The sequence below is a fragment of the Mesorhizobium sp. M0159 genome, from assembly GCF_040322295.1.
GTDB lineage: Bacteria > Pseudomonadota > Alphaproteobacteria > Rhizobiales > Rhizobiaceae > Mesorhizobium.
In genome coordinates this window covers 1-3,441 of record NZ_JAMYTF010000119.1, presented here as the reverse complement: position 1 = coordinate 3,441, position 3,441 = coordinate 1, and the positions used below count along the sequence as shown (strand labels likewise).

Below are 3,441 nucleotides of genomic sequence, written 5' to 3'. Positions count from 1 at the left end.
GGCAAAACGAGCACCCTTATTCCGAATTGTTTCGATCAGCTTTTCAGCTTCAGGCAAAGGTAGACGACTGATGCGGTCTATCTTCTCCGCAACGACAACCCCCCGCTGAAGGTCCGCGATTAGACGAAGCAGCTCCGGCCGGTCGGCGCGAGCGCCGGATGCCTTTTCGCGGTAGACGCCGGCGATGTAGTACCCGGCATCCCTCGCCTCAGCGATGATCGATTCCTGGCGATCAAGATCCTGCCCTTGCGTACTGACCCGCAGATAAACACGAGCAACGTGCATATCCCCCTCCCGCTCGGCTCATTTAGATATACTTCAATGCGCTCTGGCAGAATTCGGCAAGCGGATAGCCCCATAGGCTGGGTCAGAAATACGCCGCAGCAACCGCCATGATTGCGGTGGTCGCGAAACTGCCCATTGTGGCCCCTGAACATTAAGCGGGCACCGATATACGATAGAAAAATCAAAGCATGAACACCGGCCCGCTTTCGGACTCGCGGGCTTGTCCCAAGCGAGTCGAAGGGCGCGGCAAGGTGGAGCCCCGCCATTTGGCCCGTATAAATGGATGACATGTTCTGCCACTCGCCTTCGACCTGGATTCGCTTAGGTAGCCCCTCTGTCCAATCTGTTCAGGCTTTCGCCCAGTACGACAAGCGCGATGCCGAGCAACGCGATATCCTTGATTAGGAACTGGCCGAGGGGACCGAGCGCTGGAAAGCCCAGCGCAGGCTCCCAGATCGGCAGGACAATCATGATCGAACAGGTGACCAGGAAAATTAGCGCGGCCAAGGCCCCGCCGGCCACACCGGCGCGCGCCGACCAGGGGTAGGCAATCAGCAGAAGCGCGGTCGCGATCTCGACGACGCCAAGCACATAAGAGGCACCGGCCTCACCAAAGACCGGATACATCCAGGCGAGCCAAGGCGTGCCGCCGATCAGCGGTCTCAACGCCTCGATCTCGACCCTCGTGAACTTCATCCCGCCGATCATGAGAAGCGGCAGTATGACCCCGGTCAGGGCGACGATCCGTCCGGCTTTCCTGATCGCGGCGATCTTTCGCGCCCACGGCCGGGGAGTTGTCTCGTCTTGACCTTCAGGCTCTGATGTTTTTAGAACCGCCATGGGTATCCTCCTCCTGTTCGATCACACCGTGTCGTGCTTGGGGCTCAAGGTTCAATCGGTGTCGTAGATTTCGCTGACTACTGTCCAGCCTCAGACTGTGCTCGCACGTTTTGCAGCAAGACGACCGCAAGGATGGCTTACTTGTATGGGTACGAGTGGTGTTCGTGAGCGATGATCCAGCGGTCACCCTCTTTCCGCAATCCGACGGTGAGGCGAAGGCGGGTTGCCGGATCCTTTTCAAGCTCGTCCTTCGTACCGCACAGCAGCAATGCGGTTGCAAAAGCAACCCGGTCGCCCGCCGTGACATCCAGCCGCTCGATCGCGAAAACGCCGCCGTATTTGAAGTGGTCGAAGAACGGACCCCAGCTATCCCGGTAAGCCTCAATTCCACGAAGTTCGTTCGGGGGTGGGACATCGAACATCACGAGGTCCGTCGCGTGATCCGCCATGATCGTCTCCAGGTCTTGCTGCTGCACGGCGTTCGCCCAGCGCTCGATAAGCGCCTGGATGTGTGCCTCAGCGTCACGCTCCTTGTTCACCATTAGAACTCTCCTCCTCCTCGATATTCTTCCGTCGAGCTGGTTCTGTATCGAGGACGATCGGGAGGCGTTCAATCCGACATTGGGTGATCATACTTGGCTCCGTTCAGCCAATCCGGCTGCTGCGACGCGTGTTCTTGAGTGTCAGCTTAGGGAGAGACGTTCAACTTTCCGTGGGTCGCGAGAGGGTCAAAGTCACTGGTTTCGGTCAACGTCCGCTTACGAGCCGCCAAATCGGCCCAGCAAGGTCCGGTTTGGTGAACTTGGGCCGGTAGCGGTCACTCGAAGGTTCGCTTCACCGAGAGCCGACACTCCAAGCGGAACAGCTTTTGATGTTTGGCGCGCCGCTCGGGGTGTCCATCTCCGGATGTGACTGGAATTCGGCTCCTGTCGTCCGCGCGCATGACAGGTCAAAGCCGCTGCTCGTGTCAGGATGTCTGTGATGAACCTAGGATCGGAGGACGTCATGGATATCTACAGTCTCGTTGCCGCGAACCTTCAAACTTCGGCCCGTCGGTCGCCGATGAACGCCGAAGCCGAAAACCGCTACTATTCGAAGCAGCTCGCCGTGCCCCGCTTTGGCCCGGGGCTGCTTCGGTCGATCGCCATGACGGCCAGCGTAGTCCTGGTGATCGGCATCGTCCTGATTTGAGGCGGCTCATGCCACGACTGGCCAGCCGTGCTATGCTGCGAACTGACGTCACCGGAGATCGCGGGATGGACGACAGCGAGGTCGACAGGGCCGCGATCCTGACAGTGATCCGCGCCGAGACCGAAGCTTGGCTGAAGCGCGATTTCGAGGCGCTGGCGAGCCACTGGGTGCAGTCGCCGCAGACCCGCCGGATGGAAGCCTTCGCGTCGCTCGGCGTGCGAGTCGACGAAGGCTGGGACGCGATTGCTGCGCGGATCAAGAAGATCGTGGAACGATTCCCGGAGAAACAAGCCTTCGCGGAGCGCGTTCGGTGGGAAAAGGTCAACGTCATCGTCGACGGGAATATGGCCTGGGTCACTTACGACCAGATCGGAACCGACACTGGCGAGGATCGCAAGCGGCTGCTCAAGATCATGCATCGGCTCGAGGGTGCCTGGAAAATCGGGTGCATGGTCCTGATGGAGAGCGGCGTTACGGAAGCAAACTGCCCACTGATCGATGGCTATTTTCGCGTGGCGATAGCAGTGGCAGGTGGACTCGCATTGGCTGCGATTGAGATAGAAGAAGTATCTGCGATTACGCCAGCAGTGGTTCAGGCAATTGCGGATCTGGTGCGACAGCAATCGGCATCAGCCAAGGCGCGAACAGATTGCGCAGTCTCCGGCCACCGTTCTCCTGACCGCACGCAACGCCAACAAGATCGTTGGGATGCTCACTTTTCCGGATTCCTACGGGGGTGCGCGGGATAATCGAGGACGTGGTTGTTGATGAGGCTTATCGAGGACGAGGAATTGCCAAGGCGCTCACTCGCGAAGCGCTCGTTCGCTCCGAAGCCACAGGAGCGAGAAACGCTCGATCTGACCTCCCGCCCATCCAGAGAGGCTGCAAACCGGCTTTATCAAAAGCTTGGATTCAAAGCGAGACAGCGTTTACCGTTTCTCGCTCGGAGAAGACGCGCAGAAGTCTCGGCCATAGCGACACTTTAAGGGCCGCTCACCACCCGGTTTGAGACGTCTTTCCCGGCGCTTCTCCAGAGCCGCCGTACCCATCCGGTGAAGACCGCAGACGTGTATCCGGCGGCCATGAGGACCTGAGCACCGCGGTGCCGGCGTCAAGTTTTTGATG

Annotated in this window: 5 protein-coding genes and 1 pseudogene; 3 read left to right on the top strand and 3 right to left on the bottom strand. The window is 59.3% G+C overall.

All coding sequences use genetic code 11. The features are described from left to right. The 3 genes from NKJ32_RS35215 to NKJ32_RS35205 all read right to left on the bottom strand — a co-directional run. Positions 1 to 285: recombinase family protein (locus NKJ32_RS35215; RefSeq protein WP_352830546.1), on the bottom strand; the 285-nt coding region annotated here is incomplete at its 3' end. Positions 286 to 606: 321 nt separating this feature from the next. Then, positions 607 to 1,125: a DUF417 family protein gene (locus tag NKJ32_RS35210; protein ID WP_352830544.1), complete on the bottom strand. Its 519-nt coding sequence runs from the start codon at positions 1,123 to 1,125 to the stop codon at positions 607 to 609. Between the two features lie 137 nt (positions 1,126 to 1,262). Continuing rightward, positions 1,263 to 1,667, bottom strand: a complete 405-nt coding sequence (locus NKJ32_RS35205) for a YybH family protein (RefSeq protein ID WP_352830541.1) — start codon at positions 1,665 to 1,667, stop codon at positions 1,263 to 1,265. A 439-nt stretch (positions 1,668 to 2,106) separates the two neighbouring features. Here NKJ32_RS35205 and NKJ32_RS35200 point away from each other — a divergent pair, with 439 nt between their 5' ends. The 3 genes and pseudogenes from NKJ32_RS35200 to NKJ32_RS35190 all read left to right on the top strand — a co-directional run bounded on the left by NKJ32_RS35200 (position 2,107) and on the right by NKJ32_RS35190 (position 3,325). Continuing rightward, entirely contained in the window at positions 2,107 to 2,316 is a 210-nt protein-coding gene (locus tag NKJ32_RS35200) for a hypothetical protein (RefSeq protein ID WP_352830538.1), read from the top strand. 8 nt (positions 2,317 to 2,324) lie between these two features. Beyond that, positions 2,325 to 2,816: pseudogene (locus NKJ32_RS35195) on the top strand (YybH family protein); the annotation flags it as partial. A 236-nt stretch (positions 2,817 to 3,052) separates the two neighbouring features. Continuing rightward, positions 3,053 to 3,325, top strand: a complete 273-nt coding sequence (locus NKJ32_RS35190) for a GNAT family N-acetyltransferase (protein WP_352830536.1) — start codon at positions 3,053 to 3,055, stop codon at positions 3,323 to 3,325. Positions 3,326 to 3,441 lie beyond the last annotated feature (116 nt).

Bases quoted from the DNA above. Each gene is read 5' to 3' on its own strand.
- NKJ32_RS35210 (WP_352830544.1), bottom strand. From the start codon at position 1,125: ATGGCGGTTCTAAAAACATCAGAGCCTGAAGGTCAAGACGAGACAACT.
- NKJ32_RS35205 (WP_352830541.1), bottom strand. From the start codon at position 1,667: ATGGTGAACAAGGAGCGTGACGCTGAGGCACACATCCAGGCGCTTATC.
- NKJ32_RS35200 (WP_352830538.1), top strand. From the start codon at position 2,107: ATGAACCTAGGATCGGAGGACGTCATGGATATCTACAGTCTCGTTGCC.